13 protein-coding genes are annotated in these 16,830 nt (G+C 67.1%); 7 read left to right on the top strand and 6 right to left on the bottom strand.

Translation table 11 applies throughout. The features are described 5' to 3' along the window. The first annotated feature begins 6 nt into the window (after positions 1 to 6). The 4 genes from AC3A6I_RS20590 to AC3A6I_RS20575 all read left to right on the top strand — a co-directional run bounded on the left by AC3A6I_RS20590 (position 7) and on the right by AC3A6I_RS20575 (position 6,279). Positions 7 to 2,151, top strand: coding sequence for a peptidase M50 (locus AC3A6I_RS20590; RefSeq protein ID WP_487545754.1), 2,145 nt, complete (start codon positions 7 to 9; stop codon positions 2,149 to 2,151). Continuing rightward, complete coding sequence (locus tag AC3A6I_RS20585; RefSeq protein WP_487545753.1) at positions 2,144 to 4,138, top strand: preprotein translocase subunit SecA; 1,995 nt, start codon at positions 2,144 to 2,146, stop codon at positions 4,136 to 4,138. The genes AC3A6I_RS20590 and AC3A6I_RS20585 overlap by 8 nt, the downstream gene beginning before the upstream one ends. Before the next feature lie 2 nt (positions 4,139 to 4,140). Beyond that, positions 4,141 to 4,968, top strand: coding sequence for an efflux RND transporter periplasmic adaptor subunit (locus AC3A6I_RS20580; protein ID WP_487545752.1), 828 nt, complete (start codon positions 4,141 to 4,143; stop codon positions 4,966 to 4,968). Positions 4,969 to 5,073: 105 nt separating this feature from the next. After that, entirely contained in the window at positions 5,074 to 6,279 is a 1,206-nt protein-coding gene (locus AC3A6I_RS20575; RefSeq protein ID WP_487545751.1) for an MFS transporter, read from the top strand. Between the two features lie 3 nt (positions 6,280 to 6,282). Here the strand turns inward: AC3A6I_RS20575 and AC3A6I_RS20570 are convergent, their stop codons facing one another. Then, complete coding sequence (locus tag AC3A6I_RS20570; protein WP_487545750.1) at positions 6,283 to 7,302, bottom strand: LacI family DNA-binding transcriptional regulator; 1,020 nt, start codon at positions 7,300 to 7,302, stop codon at positions 6,283 to 6,285. 205 nt (positions 7,303 to 7,507) lie between these two features. Here AC3A6I_RS20570 and AC3A6I_RS20565 point away from each other — a divergent pair, with 205 nt between their 5' ends. Genes AC3A6I_RS20565 through AC3A6I_RS20555 form a run of 3 tightly spaced genes read left to right on the top strand, consistent with a single transcriptional unit; the run spans position 7,508 to position 11,034 of the window. Beyond that, the gene (locus AC3A6I_RS20565) at positions 7,508 to 9,049 is read left to right on the top strand and encodes a sugar ABC transporter ATP-binding protein (protein ID WP_487545749.1); all 1,542 of its coding nucleotides are present in this window, start codon (positions 7,508 to 7,510) and stop codon (positions 9,047 to 9,049) included. Further along, positions 9,030 to 10,034 (top strand): ABC transporter permease, encoded by a 1,005-nt coding sequence (locus tag AC3A6I_RS20560; RefSeq protein ID WP_487545748.1) that lies wholly within the window; start codon positions 9,030 to 9,032, stop codon positions 10,032 to 10,034. The genes AC3A6I_RS20565 and AC3A6I_RS20560 overlap by 20 nt, the downstream gene beginning before the upstream one ends. A gap of 52 nt (positions 10,035 to 10,086) precedes the next feature. Next, entirely contained in the window at positions 10,087 to 11,034 is a 948-nt protein-coding gene (locus AC3A6I_RS20555) for a substrate-binding domain-containing protein (RefSeq protein ID WP_487545747.1), read from the top strand. Positions 11,035 to 11,294: 260 nt separating this feature from the next. Here AC3A6I_RS20555 and AC3A6I_RS20550 read toward each other — a convergent pair whose 3' ends face one another. The 5 genes from AC3A6I_RS20550 to AC3A6I_RS20530 form a co-directional block, all read right to left on the bottom strand. Beyond that, positions 11,295 to 12,620 carry a mandelate racemase/muconate lactonizing enzyme family protein gene (locus AC3A6I_RS20550; RefSeq protein ID WP_487545746.1) on the bottom strand — a complete coding sequence of 442 codons (1,326 nt, stop codon included), beginning with the start codon at positions 12,618 to 12,620 and terminating at the stop codon, positions 11,295 to 11,297. A gap of 55 nt (positions 12,621 to 12,675) precedes the next feature. Next, positions 12,676 to 13,599 (bottom strand): dihydrodipicolinate synthase family protein, encoded by a 924-nt coding sequence (locus tag AC3A6I_RS20545; protein WP_487545745.1) that lies wholly within the window; start codon positions 13,597 to 13,599, stop codon positions 12,676 to 12,678. Positions 13,600 to 13,637: 38 nt separating this feature from the next. Further along, the gene (locus AC3A6I_RS20540; protein WP_487545744.1) at positions 13,638 to 14,492 is read right to left on the bottom strand and encodes a carbohydrate ABC transporter permease; all 855 of its coding nucleotides are present in this window, start codon (positions 14,490 to 14,492) and stop codon (positions 13,638 to 13,640) included. Between the two features lie 13 nt (positions 14,493 to 14,505). Next, positions 14,506 to 15,447, bottom strand: coding sequence for a carbohydrate ABC transporter permease (locus tag AC3A6I_RS20535; RefSeq protein WP_487545743.1), 942 nt, complete (start codon positions 15,445 to 15,447; stop codon positions 14,506 to 14,508). Between the two features lie 79 nt (positions 15,448 to 15,526). After that, positions 15,527 to 16,774, bottom strand: coding sequence for an ABC transporter substrate-binding protein (locus tag AC3A6I_RS20530; protein ID WP_487545742.1), 1,248 nt, complete (start codon positions 16,772 to 16,774; stop codon positions 15,527 to 15,529). Between the last annotated feature and the right edge of the window lie 56 nt (positions 16,775 to 16,830).

Raw genomic sequence — 16,830 nt, 5'->3', positions numbered from 1 at the left:
CGCGCCATGGCCCAGTCGCTGTTCAGTTCGTCGTGGTATCGGGTCAGCGGGCTGAAGCCACGGTTGCGCGGGCAGGCCCGCATCCACCGCCAGCGCTTCCGCCAGCGCGTCTGGTACGTGCTCGAAGACCAGCAGAACGGCCGCTTCCACCGTCTCTCCGCCGCCGCCAACCTCGCCGTCGCGCTGATGGATGGCCGGCGCACGATGGAAGAAATCTGGGACATGGTCGGCCAGAAGGCCGGCGACGATCCGCCGACGCAGGACGAGATGATCCTGCTGCTGTCGCAGCTGCACAGCGCCGACCTCCTGCAGACCGAGCTGCCGCCCGATTTCGCCGAGCTCGCCGAGCGTTCGGCCAAGACGGCGCGCACCAACATCATGTCGCGGATCAAGAACCCGCTGGCGCTGCGCATCGGGCTATGGGACCCCGACCGCTTCCTCGATGCCACCGCCTGGCTGGTGCGCCCGCTGTTCACTATCTATGGCCTCATCGCCTGGCTCGCGCTGGTGGTCGTCGGGCTGGTGCTGGTCGGGCTCAACTGGCCGGCGCTGCAGGCTGCCGCCAGCGGGCAGCTGCTCAATGCCGGGAACCTGGCGCTGATCGCGCTCGCCTATCCGGTGGTGAAGGCCTTGCACGAGGCTGGGCATGCCTACGCGACCAAGGTGTTCGGTGGCCGTGTGCACGAGTTTGGCCTGATGCTCCTCATCCTCGTGCCGGCGCCCTATGTCGATGCCACGGCGGCGACCGCCTTCACCAGCAAGTGGCACCGGATCGTGGTGAGCGGCGCCGGCATCATGGTGGAGTTCGGGCTCGCAGCGCTCGCCGCCATCTTCTGGGTCAATGCCGAGCCGGGCATTGCGCGCGAGATCGCCTTCAACGTCATGGTGATCGGCGGCGTCTCGACGCTGCTGTTCAACGGCAACCCGCTGCTGCGCTTCGACGGCTATTACGTGCTCATGGATTGGCTCGAGATCCCGAACATGGCGACCCGTGCCCACAAGTATGTCGGCTATCTGGTGCAGCGCTATGCCTTCGGGCTCAGCCATATCGACAACCCCTCGCACGAACCATCCGAGCGCGGCTGGCTGTTCGTCTATGCCATCCTCGCCTATGTCTACCGGATCGTGCTCAGCCTCGGCATCGCGCTGCTGATCGCGACCAAGCTGTTCTTTATCGGCGTGCTGCTCGCGCTCCTGACGTTGGTGACAACGCTGGTCGTGCCGATCTTCAAGATGCTGGGCTATTTGTTCTCGTCGCCGGCACTGCAGCACAAGCGGCGGCGCGCCCTGATGGTCAGCGGGGCAACGCTGGCCGTGCTGGTCGCCGCCGTCGGGGTCCTGCCGCTGCCCTATGCCACGGTGGCGCAGGGCGTCGTGTGGCTGCCGGGGGAGGATGAGGTGCGCGCCGGAACGGCCGGCATCGTCACGAGCTTCCTCGTCGGCGAGAACGAGGCTGTCGCAGCCGGCGCGCCACTGATCCAGATGGAGGATGCCGGCATCGCCGCGCGCCTCGCCATCGTCGATGCGCGCTATCGCGAACTCAGCCTTCGCTACGAAGCGCTGCAGTTCGCCGATCGCGTGCAGGCCGCGGAAACGCTGCAGCAGCGCGACCATGTCGAGGCGCAGCGCAAGGATCTCGACGCGCGCCAGTCGGCGCTGGTGGCCACCGCGACGACGGCCGGCCGTTTCATTCCGGCCGCGCCCGATCTGGTCGGCCGCTACGTCCGGCAGGGCGAGCTGCTGGGCTATGTCATCGGCGATGCCGATCCGGTGGTGCGGGTGGTGATCCCGCAATCCGAGGTCGACCTCGTACGTGCCCGCACCGATGGGGTCGAGGTGCGCTACTCCTTCGATCCCGCCGCTTCGCTCGACGCGACCATCACGCGGGAAGTCCCGACGGCGCAGAACGACTTGCCGAGCCTCTCGCTCGCGGCGCGCGCCGGCGGCGATATCGCCATCGGCCATGCGCCCGACGGCACGCCGATCGCGCTCGAAAAGCTGTTCATCGTCGACATAACCTCGCCGCGCCCGGACGGGCTGCTGGCCTATGGCGCGCGCGCCTATGTGCGCTTCGACCATGGCGCGGAGCCGCTTTACCTGCGGGTGCAGCGCGCCATCCGGCAGACCCTGCTGCGAGTGTTCGGTGCCTAGCCCCGCCCCCGCGAGCTTCGCGCTCCCCGTGCTCAGGCCCTATCCGGTGCTGCTCAGGCCGGAAAAGAAGGGGCTCGACAAGATCGCCCAGCAGGTGCTGGCCCGGCTGAGCCTGCCGTTTTCCGGCCGGCACCGGCTGGCGCTGCTCAGTGCAGTGCGCAAGGCCGGCCAGCTCGAGCCAAGCTTCACCGGCCTCGACGATGCGGCCCTCGACAACGCGGCGCGCGAGGTGTCGCTGAAGCTCCGGCGTCACGGCATCGAGAAGCGCTCCTTGCTCGCCGAAGCGCTGGCGCTGGTGCGCGAGGTTACGCGCCGCACGCTCGGCAATCGCGCCTATGACGTGCAGCTGCTCGGGGCGGCGACGCTGATGCAGGGCCATATTGCCGAAATGGCGACCGGCGAGGGCAAGACCATGACGGCCGCCATGGCCGCGGCGCTCACCGCGCTCGCCGGCCGGCATGTGCATGTCGTCACGGTGAACGACTATCTCGCCGAACGCGATGCGGAGCTGGGCGAACCGCTGTTCACCCGTCTCGGCTTCACCCTCGGCATCGCGATCTCGGGCCAGCAGCTCGAGGAACGGCAGGCGGCCTACGCGTCCGACATCGTCTACTGCACCAACAAGGAGCTGGCCTTCGACGCCTTGCGCGACCGGCTGGTGCTGGGCGACCGCGACACCGACACGCAATTGCGCTTCGAGGAGCTACGCGGCAAGGAGACCCGTGCCAAGCGGTTGCGCATGCGCGGGCTGGTGGCTGCCATCGTCGATGAAGCCGACAGCGTGCTGGTCGACGAGGCGCGCACGCCGCTGATCATCTCGGAAAGCGCGCCGCTGCCCTTCGACATGGCGGCGGCACGCGAGGCACTCGATCTTGCCGAAACGCTGGAGGAGGGGCGCGACTACGAGCTCGTGGCGCTCGAGCATCGCGTCGGCCTCACCGCATCGGGTCGGGAGATGATCGGCGAATTCGCGCAGGGCCGCGGCGAACAGTGGCGCGGCGTCATCCGGCGCGAGGAGCTGATCCGCCAGGCGATCTCGGCCACCCGCCTGTTCCACCGCGACCACCACTACATGGTGCGCGACGATAAGGTGGTGATCATCGACGAGCATACCGGCCGAGCCATGCCCGATCGCAGCTGGAGCGACGGCCTGCACCAGCTGGTCGAGATCAAGGAAGGGCTCGAACCTTCGATGGCGCGGCGCACCCTGGCGCGCATGACCTATCAGCGCTTCTTCCGCCGCTACCGCTATCTCGGCGGCCTCACCGGCACGGCCAGGCAGGTCGCAGGCGAGTTGAAGCTCGTCTACGGGCTCGACGTCGTCCACATCCCTACGCACCGCAAGGTCCAGCGCAAGATGATCGGCGCAAAAGTGCTCAGCTCGTCCGAGCGGCACTGGCAGGCGGTCATCGAGCGGGTCCGGCAGCTGCACGCCCTCGGCGCGCCGGTGCTGCTCGGCACCCGCACCGTCGCCTCCTCGATCGAGGCGGGAGAGCGGCTCGCCGCGGCCGGGCTGCCACATCAGGTGCTGAACGCGCGGCAGGACGAGGGTGAGGCGGAGATCGTCTCCGAGGCCGGCCAGCGCGGAGCCATCACGGTCGCCACCAACATGGCGGGGCGGGGCACCGACATCAAGCTCGGACCCGGTGTCGAGGAGCTGGGTGGCCTCCACGTCATCATGATCGAGCGGCACGAGGCGCGGCGCATCGATCGCCAGCTTGCCGGCCGCAGCGGCCGGCAGGGGCAGCGCGGTCGCTTCGAGCCGATCCTCTCCATCGAGGACCCGATTCTCGCCGATGGCGGCGGCAAGCTGATCGGTGGGCTCGCCCGCATGGCGCTGGCGCTGCTCGGCTCGCGCGGCGCCGCCGTCTTCATCGACCTCGCGCAGTTGCGGCTCGAGGGCACCCATGCGCGCATGCGCAAGTCGCTGTTGCGTACCGACCAGCAACAGGCCAAGACGTTGGCGTTTACGGGACGCGGAGAATAGCCGTGCAGCTCAGGCTCTTGTGTACCATCGCGGTTCTGGCCATCGCGTGCCCGGCGGTGGCGCAGGAGCAGGAGGGGCAGCTGTTCGACTGCGTCGCCACCCCGGCCCGTATTGTGAAGCTGGGCAGCCCGGTCACCGGGCTCCTGGCCGAAATGAATGTCAGCCGCGGCAACCAGGTGAAGGCCGGCGAGGCCGTCGCCAAACTCGAGTCCTCGGTCGAGGAGGCGAGCGTCCGTCTGGCCGAGATCGATGCCGACGCCAGCGAAGCCATCGCGGCGCAGCGCAAGCGGCTCGAGGTCGCCGAGGCGGCGCTCGAGCGTTCGCGGGAGCTGGTCGAGTCCGGCTCGGTGACCCGGTCACGGCTCGATGAGCTGCAGGCCGCGGTCGACATCACCCGCCTCGACCTCGAGGCGGAACAGCGCAAGGCGCAGGTTGCGGCACTGGAGCTCGGCCGGCAGCGCGCCCTGCTCGAGCGGTTGACCCTCCACTCGCCGATCGATGGCACGGTGGTCTCGGTCGACACCCAGGTGGGCGAGTTCGTGCGGCAGGACTCGGTGGTCGCAACCATCGTCCAGACCGATCCGCTCTATGTCGATGCCTACCTGCCGACGGCGCTGTGGGCTGAAACCAGGGTCGGCGCCGATGTCGACGTGCAACTGGAGCGGCCCACCGAGGCGACGCTGCGTGGCAGCGTCATCGTCGTCGACTCCGTCTTCGACACCGCCTCCGACACCTTCGGCATTCGCGTCGAGCTGCCCAACCCTGGCAACGCCATTCCGGGCGGCCAGCGCTGCCGGCTCGACCTGCTCAAGGCGGTGCCGGCCGGCTGACGCGCCCGCGGCCCGGCCGCTCATAAGCGGATCGGCCAGAAGGAGGACTTCCCAAGCGGCGTCCGTAAGTCCATGTTCTGAAAGGGAAGATTGGGAGGACGGCGCGTGGCGCTTGGCGTGGAGGAACGGTCGGGGGTGGAGATGCGTGGCGCGCTCGCTGTGCAACTCGCCGCCATTGCGGCCACCATCGCTTATACCACGGCCAACTCGTTCCTTGCTGCCGGGCTCGGCGTTGCCGGCCGCTCGGTCGGCCTCACCGAAATCGATGTCGGGATCATTCTCAGCGGCGGGGCGCTGGCCGCCGTGCTCGCGGCGCCCGCCTGGGGCTACGTGTCCGAAACCGCCAGCCGCCGCCGGCTGATGCTGCTCGCCATCCCGATGGTAACGCTGGCCCCGGCCGCGATGGCGGGTGCATTCTGGCTCGCGCCAGTCCTGCCGGTCGTCACGGTGCTGGTCCTGCTGGCGCTGGCCCGGCTGGTGCAGGCGCTGTTCGGCGCGGCGCTGGTGCCGGTCGCGCAGAGCTATGTGGCCGAGCTCACCGTGCCGGGGCGGCGGGTCAGTGGCATGGGACTGCTGAGCATGGCAGTCAGCCTCGGCGCCTTGTGCGGGGCGGTGCTGTTGTGGACCACGGCGGGCTTTGGCTTCGTCACCGGGCTGGTGACGGTCGCAATACTGTGCGCCATCTCGTTCTTCATCGCTCTGGCCTACCTGCCCGAAACGCGCGGCACGAAGGTTGCGGCGCCGGAAGAGGGCGTGGTGCCGATGGCGCGCATCTGGCCCAATTTCGTCATCACCTTCTTCGGCTTCCTTGCCTACACGCTGGTGCAGCCGATGCTGGGCTACCGGCTGATGGATCGGCTCGGCCTCGAGGCGGCAGATGCGGCGGGGCAGGCCGGCTTCCTGCTCACGTCCTCGGCGCTGGCGCTGATCGTCGCGCAGACCATCGTCGCCATCCGACAGCGCTGGAACGCGGTGGCCATGCTGCGTGTCGGCGGCATCGCCGCGCTCGCGGGTTCGGTGGCGTTGATCCATGCGCAGGACGTGCTCGGGCTGGCCCTCGCCATGGCGGCGGTCGGTATCGCCCTCGGCTTCATGCTGCCGGCGAACCTGGCGGTGATCAGCCTGGCCACCGGCAGCGGGGCGCAAGGCAAGGTCGGCGGCATCAACATGGCGGCGCGCAGCCTCGGCGTTGCCGGCGGACCGTTGCTCGGCGCCTGGCTCTACAGCATGTCGCCCGACGCACCCTTCTGGGCCGCGGCGGCGATGGTCGCCGTGGTGCTGCTATTGGCCCTGCTGCCGCAGCGGAGCTGAAGCTCAGCGCTTCGGCGCCACCGAGTTGCGCACCACCAGCTCACTGCGCAGCAGCACTTCGCGGGTATCGGGCTGCTTGCCTTCGAGCAGGCCCAGCAGCACTTCCATCGCCGCCTCGCCGATGCGCAGGCGCGGCTGCTTCATGGTGGTGAGCGAGGGGGTGACGAAGCTCGCGAACGAGATGTCGTCAAAGCCCATGATCGAGAATTCGCGCGGCAGGTCATAGTGCCGCGCCGTCAGCGCGATGATGACGCCGAGCGCCGTGGCGTCGTTGACGCAGAGGAAGGCCGTCGGCAGCACGTCGCGCACGAACATGTGCTCGGTCGCCTGCCGGCCGCTCTCGGTGGTGCCGTCGCCATCGAGGATCATGCGCGGATCGATGGCGATGCCGTTGCCCTCGAGCGCGGCGCGATAGCCGCGTTCGCGCAACTGGTTCACGGCGCGGCTGGTCGAATGGCCGATGAAGGCAATGCGTCGGTGGCCCTGCGAGATCAGGTGCTCGGCCGCAATGCGTGCGCCCTCGAAATTGTCGACGCCGACGAAGGGCACGTCGCTGCCCGGGATTGGCTCGTTCACCGCCACCATGGGCGGCAGGCGCGCGTCCGAGCCGTCCTGGCCGTAGCCGAAGGGCAGGTGGCCGGTCAGCAGGATCAGCCCATCCGCCTGGTTGGAACTGATGAAGCGCAGGTAGTCGGTCTCGCGCTCGGGATCGTTCTGCGTGTTGCCGATCAGCACGCCATAACCGCGGTTGGAGGCTTCCGTCTCCAGCCCGACGAGGATGTTGGAGAAGTTCGGGTCGCCCACGTCCGGAGCGAGAATCAGGATCATGTTGGAGCGCCGCATGCGCAGCGAACGCGCCATCGCGTTGGTCGTGTAGCCGGTACGGGCAATGGCGTCGTTGACGCGGCGGCGAGTTTCGTCCGCGACCTTGGTCGGCTCGTTGATGGCGCGGCTGACCGTGGCGATCGAGACGCCGGCTATCGCGGCGACATCCTCGATCGTGGCCAGTTTCTGCTGCTGCACCCGGTGCTCCGTCCCTCACCACGCGCGGGTCGAGGCGTCGCTCCGTCCTTTAGCAGAAGGCATCGGATGCGCCAGCTATCCTCGCGGCAGGCTATAGATTTCTCCAATCATGTAAACCTTTACATCATCTATGAAAACCTTTACATCGAGGGCGGTAAAGTGAGCCCTGCGCGTAAACCGGGCCGCTTTCGGGGGAGGGATGAGCATGTCGGATGCCGTCGGCGGTAGCGCGCCTGCGATTCTAGCGGCCAGCCGCATCTCGAAGTCGTTCAACGACGTCCCCGTGCTGTTCAGCGTCGATTTCGACGTGAAGCGCGGCGAGGTTCACGCCATCATCGGCGAGAACGGCGCCGGCAAATCCACCCTCATCAAGATCCTGTCGGGCATCGAGCAGCCGACTTCGGGTACGGTGGTGCTCGACGGCAAGCCGGTCGTGCTGCCGCCCAACGGGCAGGCGGAAGCGCTCGGCATCGTGCTCATCCACCAGGAGCTCAATCTGGCCGAGCACCTGACCGTCGCCGAGTCGATCTTCCTCGGTCGCGAGATCCGCCGCTTCGGCTTCCTCGATGTCGAGCAGATGAAGCGCAGGGCCGCCGAGGTGATGGAGCGGCTGCATGTTCGCGTCGACCCCGATGCGCGCATCTCGACGCTGTCGGTCGCCGACAAGCAGATGGTCGAGATCGCCAAGGCGATCAGCCGCGACGCGCGCGTACTCATCATGGACGAGCCGACCGCCGTGCTGTCGGTGGGCGAGACGCAGACGCTGTTCAAGCAGATCAAGCGCCTCACCGAGCACGGTGTCGCCGTCGTCTTCATCTCGCACAAGCTCGACGAAGTGGTCGGTATCGCGCAGCGCGTCACCGTGCTGCGCGACGGCCAGCTGATCGCCACCGTCAACGCGGGCTCGCTGACCCCGGATACCGCGGCGCAGATGATGGTCGGCCGCGAGCTATCCAATCTCTATCCGCCCAAGCACGAGCCGGATGTCGATGCGCCAGTGGTGCTCAGCGTACGCGGCCTCCAGGCGCCTGGCGTCAAGGACATCTCGTTCGACCTCAGGAAGGGCGAAATCCTCGGTTTTGCCGGCCTGATCGGCTCGGGCCGCACCGCGGTGGCCGAAGCGATCACCGGGCTCACGCACAAGACCGGCGGCGAGGTCGAGGTCGGCGGCAAGGCCGTCAACTACACGCGCGTAGCCCAGTCGGTTGCAGCCGGGCTGGCCTACATGACCAAGGACCGCAAGGGCAAAGGCCTGCTGCTCAACATGGGGCTGCAGCCGAACCTCACGCTCCTGACGCTCAAGAAGCACCTCAAGGCCGGCTTCCTCGATTTTTCCAGCGAGGCCAGGGCGCTGGAGCGCGCCGTGCGCCGTTTCGACATCCGGGCGCGCGATCCGTCGGTCGCCGTCGGCCGCCTGTCGGGCGGCAACCAGCAGAAGCTGATGCTGGGCAAGACCATGGAGTCCGAGCCCGACATCATCATCATGGACGAGCCGACACGCGGCATCGATGTCGGCACCAAGCAGCAGATCTATCACATCATCGCGGCGCTCGCGGCCGAGGGCAAATCGATCATCGTCATCTCGTCGGAGATGCAGGAAGTGATCGGGCTCAGCCACCGCGTGGTGGTCATGCGGGACGGCCGCATGGCCGGCCTCGTCGAGGGCGCCGAGATCACCGAAGCAGAAATCATGCGGTACGCCGCCGGCATCAAGCAGAGTGGAAACGATGAGCGCATCAGCGCCTGAAGCAGTGGTCAAGCCCGCACGGGGCTTCCGCCTCGATCTCAAGACCGTGGGGCCGCTGGTGGCGCTGGCGCTGCTGGTGCTGCTCGGCATCTCGCTGAACGAGAATTTTCTCACCTACAACAACCTGACGAACGTGCTCGCGCGCTCGTCCTTCATCGGCATCATCGCCATCGGCGCCACCTTCGTCATCACCGCGGGCGGGCTTGACCTCTCCGTCGGCTCGATGGCGGCGGTGATCGCGGGCGTCATGATCATAGTGATGAACGCGCTGATCCCCTCGATGGGCATCGGCTGGGGCGTCATCCTCGTCGGCATGGCGGCCGGCCTCGCGCTGGGTGGCACCGCCGGCGTCGGCAACGGGCTGATGATCACGCGCGGCCGGATCGAGGCCTTCATCGTGACCCTGGGCACGATGGGCATCTTCCGCTCGCTCGTCACCTTCCTCGCCGATGGCGGCACGCTGTCGCTCAATTTCAACGTCGCCGACGTGTACCGCCCGGTCTACTACGACGGCCTGTTCGGCGTGCCATGGCCGATCATCGTGTTCGCGGCCGTGGCGATCGGCGGCGAGATCGTCATGCGCCGCACCGCCTTCGGCCGCTATTGCGCCGCCATCGGCTCGAACGAGCAGGTCGCGCGCTATTCCTCGATCAGCGTCGATAACGTCCGGCTGCTGACCTACATCCTGCAGGGCGTGCTGGTCGCCGTCGCGGTGCTGCTCTATGTGCCGCGGCTCGGTTCGGCGTCCAGCACTACGGGCGTCCTGTGGGAGCTCGAAGCCATCGCCGCCGTGATCATCGGCGGCACCACGCTCAAGGGCGGCTATGGCCGGATCTGGGGCACGGTGGTGGGCGTCGTGATCCTGGGGCTCATCGGCAACATCCTCAACCTGCAAAGCTTCATCAGCCCGTATCTCAACGGGGCTTTTCAGGGCGTCATCATCATTCTCGCCGTGCTGCTGCAGCGGGGTCGCCGCACCAGCTGACGGGACGAATTTCTGCATCGCCCGACAAACGGGCATTTTGGGAGGACTGCGAATGAAACTGAAATCTCTGTTCGCCGCGGCAGTCGTCGCCGGCAGCCTCGGCGGCGTCGCCGTGGCCCAGGACAAGGTGACCATCGGCGTTTCCGTGCCGGCCGCCGACCATGGCTGGACCGGTGGCGTCAACTACTTCGCCCAGCAGGCGATCGAGCGCCTCAAGGGCACGTACCCGAATGTCGACTTCGTCTTCGCCTCGGCGCCCGACGCGCCCAAGCAGATCGCCGACATCGAGGACATGGTCTCGACCCGCAATATCGACGCCCTCGTCATCCTGCCCGGCGATCCGGACGCGATGACTTCGGCGATCAAGCAGGTCAAGGATGCCGGCAAGTTCGTCACCGTGGTCGATCGCCAGCTGTCGGTCACCGGCGTCGAGAATCTCTACGTCGCCGGCGACAACCCGGGCCTGGGTGCCAACGCCGCGGCCTATTTCAAGGAAGCCCTGCCGGAAGGCGGCAACATCGTCATCCTGCGCGGCCTGCCGATCCCGATCGACCAGCAGCGTTTCGATGGCTTCATGGCCGGCATCGAAGGCACCAACATCACCGTGCTCGACGACGAGTTCGCCAACTGGAACCGCGATGACGGCTTCAAGGTGATGCAGGACTTCCTGACCCGCTTCCCGGACATCAAGGGCGTGTGGACGCAGGACGACGACATCTCGCTGGGCGCCATCGAGGCGATCAAGCAGGCCGGCCGCGAGAACGACATGTTCGTCGTCGGCGGCGCCGGCATGCAGCAGATCCTGCAGCGCGTCGCCGCCGGCGACAAGCTGACCCCGATCGACGTCAGCTACAGCCCGGCGATGATCGCGACGGCCATCGAGCTGACCACGTCGCACTTCACCGGCGGCGTCCAGGTCGCCGGCCGCTACATCCTCGACTCGACCGTGATCACCAAGGACAACGCGGCCGAGTTCCTCGACGACAAGAGCCCGTTCTAAGGGCTGTCTCCGGCAACGGAGATCAACTAGGAGCGGGCCTTCGGGCCCGCTCTTTTTGTTTGGGCCTACGCCCCATTCTCACCCACCCCACCGGCTGTCACCCCAGCGAAAGCTGGGGTCCATCTCTCCGCCCGCGCCGGCCGCGAAATGGATCCCAGCTTTCGCTGGGATGACACCCCGTGGTGGGTAACGCCATGCCCCCAAAAGCAAACGGGGCGCCACATCGTGACGCCCCGCCCAACCCAATCGGACCCGCCGCCTTACTCCGGCCAACGATCGTCCGGACGCCAGAAGCCGAGCTTGGGCGTGTTCCACTCGTCGGTCGGCAGGAACATCGTGCCCGGGGTGCGCAGGTTTTCCTCGATCGCATCGAGGTTGATGTCGATGCCGAGGCCCGGCTTGTTCGGCACGGTGACGTAGCCGTCGGCCATGTAGTCTGGCTCGAGGCCGGTGACGAGGCCTTCCCAGAACGGCAGGTCGAGGCCGTGATGCTCGCAGGCGAGGAAGCTCGAGATCGCCGCGGCGGTGTGGATGTTGGCCATGAAGCCGATCGGCGAGCCGGCGCAGTGCAGCGCGGTCGGGATGCCCTGCTCCTCGGCATCGTCGGAGATGCGCTTGGTCTCCATCAGGCCGCCCGAGGTCAGCAGGTCCGGGTGCACGATGTCGAAGGCGCGGGTCTGGATGGCCTCGCGGAAGCCGTCGCGCAGGTAGAGGTCCTCGCCGGCGGCGATCGGGGTCAGCAGCGCATCGGCCACGACCTTGTGGCCCGGGATGTCGAAGCGCGAAACCGGGTCTTCCATCCAGGCGAGGTTGTACTTCTCGAGCGCCTTGCCGAGCCGGATCACCTCGTCGGCGGTCAGGTAGTTCTCGCCGAAATGGTCGACGCACAGCTGCACGCCGTTGCCGACGGCGGCGCGCACCTCGCCCACCACATGGGCGGCGCGCTCGATGGTCTCGTCGGTCAGCTTGACGCCGCGGCCGGCCATGGGGGCCTTGAACCACTTGCCCATGTCGAAGTCCGTCTCATGCGGCGCATCGTGGCCGATCAGCGGGTTGTCGCCGGTCTCGAACAGCGAGGGACGCAGGTCGAACTTGATCCAGGTGAGGCCGCGGTCGCGCCGGCCCTTCACGGCGGCGACGAAATCCTCCGGCGTCGGATCGTCCGGGGTCGGGGTATCGCCGTAGAGGCGGACCTTGTCGCGATACTTGCCACCGAGCAGCTGCCAGCACGGCACGCCGTAGATCTTGCCGATCAGGTCCATCAGCGCGATCTCGATGCCCGAGACGCCGCCGCCCTCGCGACCCCAGTTGCCGAAGCGCTTGATGGCGCGGAAGATCATGTCGACGTTGCACGGGTTCTGGCCGAGGATGATCGACTTGAAGCGCAGCGCATCCATGGCGTGGCCGGCGTCGCGGACTTCGCCGAGGCCGTAGACGCCCTGGTTGGTGTCGATCCGGATGATCGGATAGTCGTAGTTGGCCGCCACCACGGCGATGCGCATGTCGGTGATGCGCAGGTCCGAGGGGGACGAGTGGGTGTTGATCGCGTTCTCGGCGCGACCGATCTGCTGGTCGATCTGGTTCATTTCAAGCCTCTCAAAACTGAACAGGGGTGGCGGCTCGCGCCGCCGAAATTCTGCGTCAGCGCCGGTGCGCGTATTCGGGCAGCATCAGGTCGGTCAGCCCGTCCATGATGGCGGCCGCCTCGGCCCGGGCGTTGTCGTCGAGCGCGCGGAAACCGGACTGGCGCACCGCGTTCGAGCCGATCACGCCGCGCATCTTCAGCACTTCCTTCATCAGCGGCATGCCGTAATTGCTCTCCATGTCGAGCAGCGGCAGCAGCCGGGTGAAGATTTCTCGCGCACGCGCCTCGTCCTTGGCTTCGATGGCGTTCCACAGCGCCACATGCACGTCGGCGATCTCGCAGGCCGGCATCGTGCCGGCCACGCCGTGGCGGACTTCCTCCATCAGGGTCTTGCCGGCCTTGCCGCCCATCACGCCCTCGACCTTGTCACCGCACAGGCGAATGATCTCGCCCACGGTCTGGGCCGGATAACCCGACTCTTCCTTGACGAAGCGGGCGTTCGGAATCTCGTGCACCAGTTCGGCAATCAGCGGCGCGCTCAGCGCCGAGAGGCCCTGGCCGGAGACGTTCTGGATCACCAGCGGCAGCTTGGTCGCCGCGCCGATGGCCTTGTAGTGCGCCTTGATGTCGGCGGGCGTCGAGGCATGGAGGCTGGGCGGCAGCGACATCACAGCGTCGGCCCCGATGCTCTCGGCATGGCGCACATAGTCGATGGCGAGGTGGTAGTGCGGGGCCGACACCGCGACGATGGCCGGCACCTTGCCCCTGGCCTTGCCGACGATGATCTCGGCCGCCCGCTTGCGCTCGGTCTCGTTGAGATAGAAGCCCTCGCTGGCCAGCGCATTGGCGACGACACCGTGGACGCCGGCCGCGAGGCAGAAGTCCATGGTCCGCTCCAGGGCCGCCTCATCCAGCCTGAAGTCGTCGGTGAACGGCGTCGTCACGATGACGAAGATGCCGCGAAAACTGGTGCGATCCATCGCTTTGTTGCCCTTGTGTCTGGATCAGTGGGTTTGGATCAGGTGCCGGCGAGCGCGCCCTTGGTCATGCCCGAGACGAGGAACGGCTCGAGGAAGACGAAGAGGACGATTGCCGGGAGAACCGAGATGGTGCCGGCGGCCATCAGCATCGACCAGTCGACCATCTGCTCGCCGACAAAGCTCTGCATGCCGACAGTCAGCACCTGCACGTCCGGCTTGTCGACCAGGGTGCGGGCGAAGATGAACTCGCTCCAGCTGGTCAGCACCAGGTAGACGGTGGAGGCGGCCATGCCGGGCTTGGCCAGGGGCAGCACGACCAGCCACAAGGCCTGCAACTGGTTGGCGCCGTCGATCATGGCGGCCTGTTCCAGTTCGCGCGGAATGCGGTCGAAAAAGCCCTTCATCAGCCAGGTGGCGAGCGGCACGCCGATCGTCATGTTGGCGGCGACGAGCCCCCACAGCGAGTTGAACAGGCCGATATTGGTGTAGATGATGAACAGCGGGATGAGGATCAGGCTCGCCGGGATCAGCTTGCTGATCAGCAGCGCGCCGCCCAGGGCCTGCTGCGGCGGGCTCGAAAAGCGCGACAGAGAGTAGCCGGCCAGCGTCGACACGAACAGGCTGAGGAAGGTCGAGGCGAAGGCGACGATCAGGCTGTTGATGATCCAGGTCAGGAACGGCCGTCCGTCGAAGATCTCGGCAAAGGCCGAGACGTCGATGCGCGTCAGGTCGGGCAGCAACGCGGGCGTGCGCGACAGGATGGTGTCGGTCGGCATCACCGCCGTCATCACCATCCAGTAGAACGGGAACACCGTTACCAGGGCGAAGCCGGCGAGGACGAGGAAGGCGAGGACGCGGGCGGGCGTGAGCGGCTTTTTGTCGGAGAGCTGCATTCGTCGTTCTCCCTCAGAACTTCGAATTTCGCGACAGGGTGGCCATCGTCGCTGCGATCAGGAAGGCGGCCAGGATCATCAGAGTACCCACCGCGGTTGCGGTGCCCATGCGAAAATAGTGGAAGGCTTCCTTGTAGACATAGAGCGCCAGCGTCTCGGTCGCGCCGGCCGGTCCGCCATGCGTGGTGGCGAAGACGATGTCGACATCGCGGAACACGCCGAGCGCCGAGATCATGATGACGAGGAAGGAGGCGCCCTGGATGCCCGGCCAGGTGATGTAGCCGAACTGCTGCAGCTTGGTCGCGCCGTCGACATTGGAGGCTTCGTAGAGCTCCTTGGGGATCGATTGCAGCGCCGCGAGCAGGGTCAGCGTGATGAGCGGATAGGTCTTCCAGATGGTCGGCACGATCACCGCCACCATGGCGGTGCGGGCATCGACGAACCACGGCATCTCGCCCGACAGCAGGCCGGTCGAGCGCAGAATCGAGTTGAACACGCCGAACGAGCCGTCGAGGATCCACAGGAACATGATGGCGACGATGACCCCCGGCACGGCCCAGGGCACCAGCACGAGCGTGCGCAGGATGCGGTTGCCCGGCAACTGCTTGTTCAGCAGCAGCGCCGTGCCGAGCCCGATCAGGAAGGCGCCGCCGACGCTGCCGCCGACATAAAGCGTCGAGTTCAGCGTGGCGCGCCAGAAGGTCGGATCGCCCAGCACGCGGGCATAGTTGCCGAGGCCCAGCGGCAGCTCGCCCATGCGGGCGAAATTCATCAGGCGGCCGTCGCGGAAAGAGATCTCGACGACCTGGTAGAGCGGATAGACGATCAGGAGCAGCACCGCCGCGGCGGCGGGGATAAGCAGCGCGAAGGACAGCAGCGTCTGCCGGCGATGGTAGTTGATGTCGAACAGCCGCAGCTTGTTGCCGGCGGCGCCTAGCGAGGACGCGTTCGTCATCGGCCTCTCCTGATGAGGATCAAAAAGCAGGGAAACGGGCGCGGCGAAAGGGAGGGATCGCCGCGCCCGGGAGCGCGTGTCAGTTCAGAGGAACGGCGCGCTCGAGTTCGGCCTGGGTCTCGGCCATGATGTCGGCCACCGGAGTCTCGGTGGTCAGCACCTTCAACGCGGCGGCGCGCATGATGGCCGAGTACTCGTTGAAGTAGGCGCGGATGGCCTGGTGCGTGGGGAACAGCGGCACGCCGACAGCCGCGGCGTCCGCGATCACCTGCAGGTGCGGCTTCTCGGCGACGTCGGCTTCGGTCAGCACCGACGAAGCTCGGCCGGACGGCTGGCCGGTCATGATCAGGTACTCACGCTGCCACTCGGGACGGGAGGCCACCTCGATGAACTTCCATGCGGCGGCTTCGGTTGCCTCGTCGAGGCCCTCGGCGATGTGCAGCGACACGCCGCCCGGAGCCTGCGAGGGATCCCACGGGGTCTTCACCATGTGCAGGTTGGGCCGGTTCTCGGGCGATGCGCCCTCGAGCCAGGTCCAGACCCACGGGCCGTCGACCAGGAAGGCGGTGCGGCCGTCGACGAAAAGCTGGCGGGCCACGGCGGAGTTGTTGCCGAGCGGGGCGTTCTTGCTCACGACGTTGCGGTAGGTCTCGACCGCCGCCACGACTTCGGGCGAGGTGAGGTTGTAGGCGTTGTCCTTGATCACGGACGTGCCGGCATAGCCGATGTAGCGCTGCATGTCCTCGGCCACCGTCGGGTGGTCGGTGGTCACGGCCGACAGACCGAAGATGCCCTGGTCAGGCTTGGTCATCGCCGCCACCGCGGCCTGGTATTCCTCGAAGCTGGTCGGCACGGCGACGCCGGCATCCTCGAGCAGCTTGGAGTTGTAGAACAGCACGAGGGCAGCGTTGGAAACGAGCACGCCGCGCGTCTCACCGTCCCAGGTTAGGTCCTTCTGGGCCGCGGCCCAGCCGGTCTCGATGTCGGTGCCCTTGATGTGCTCGTCGAGCCCCGCCAGCCAGCCCTGCGCGGCATAGGCGCCGTAGTTCTGCTCCGAGATCTGCATCAGCGCCGGCGCCCGGTTCGAGGCGAAGCGGATGGTCAGCTGGGTCAGGTAGTCGGCGAAGGGAATGTAGGTCTGGTTGATCTTGATGTCGGGGTTCTCGGCCTCGAAGGCCGCGATCACGGCCTTCCACCAGTCGGCGTTGCCCGGTTCCTCGAGCTGCCACGAGGCAAAGTCGAGGGTGGTCTGCTGCGCCATCACCGGCAATGCGGCGACACTGGCCGTGAGCCCGAAGGCTGCGGCCACCAAAAGCTTCTTGATCACAATGATCCTCCCGGTATGCGGATTTTGGACGAGGCAGGCTCGTCCGGTTCAGGCGG

Source organism: Devosia sp. Soil_C_22 (assembly GCF_057657195.1).
The sequence above is the reverse complement of the archived record's forward strand: the minus strand, read 5'-3'. Positions and strand labels throughout refer to the sequence as shown.